The sequence below is a fragment of the Paraburkholderia sp. SIMBA_053 genome (genome assembly GCF_046534895.1).
Classification (GTDB): domain Bacteria; phylum Pseudomonadota; class Gammaproteobacteria; order Burkholderiales; family Burkholderiaceae; genus Paraburkholderia; species Paraburkholderia caledonica.
The window spans coordinates 1-361 of record NZ_JAWRXU010000227.1; the positions used below are offsets into that span (position 1 = coordinate 1).

General features: G+C 62.0%; 1 pseudogene. It reads right to left on the reverse strand.

Annotated features, from left to right (window positions below):
• Positions 1 to 361: pseudogene (locus SB753_RS35385) on the reverse strand (adhesin); the annotation flags it as partial.

A 361-nucleotide genomic window follows, 5' to 3' on the forward strand; every position in this document is an offset into this window, starting at 1 on the left:
CTAAGGGACCAAGTGCCGTGGCGCTGTTGGTCGCATTCGACCCCGTGCCTACCGCTACGGCATTCACATCGACTGCCGAGGCATTCTCACCAATAGCGATTGCGTTCTGGGCAGTCGCCTGTGCGCGGGCAATTGCAACGCTGCCGATACCCGACGCGACGGAATCTACACCGACTGCCGTAGCGTCAGATGCGTTCGCGCTCGCCTGGAAACCCACTGCCGTGCCGCCAGCGGCTGAGCTATTGGTACCGACCGCCGTCGAGAATTCAGAAGTCGTGTGTGCAAGAGCACCGATTGCAGTCGCGTCACCGGTCGTCGTGGTTGCCCCACCGCCGAACGCTACTGCTCTCGTGCCATTTGC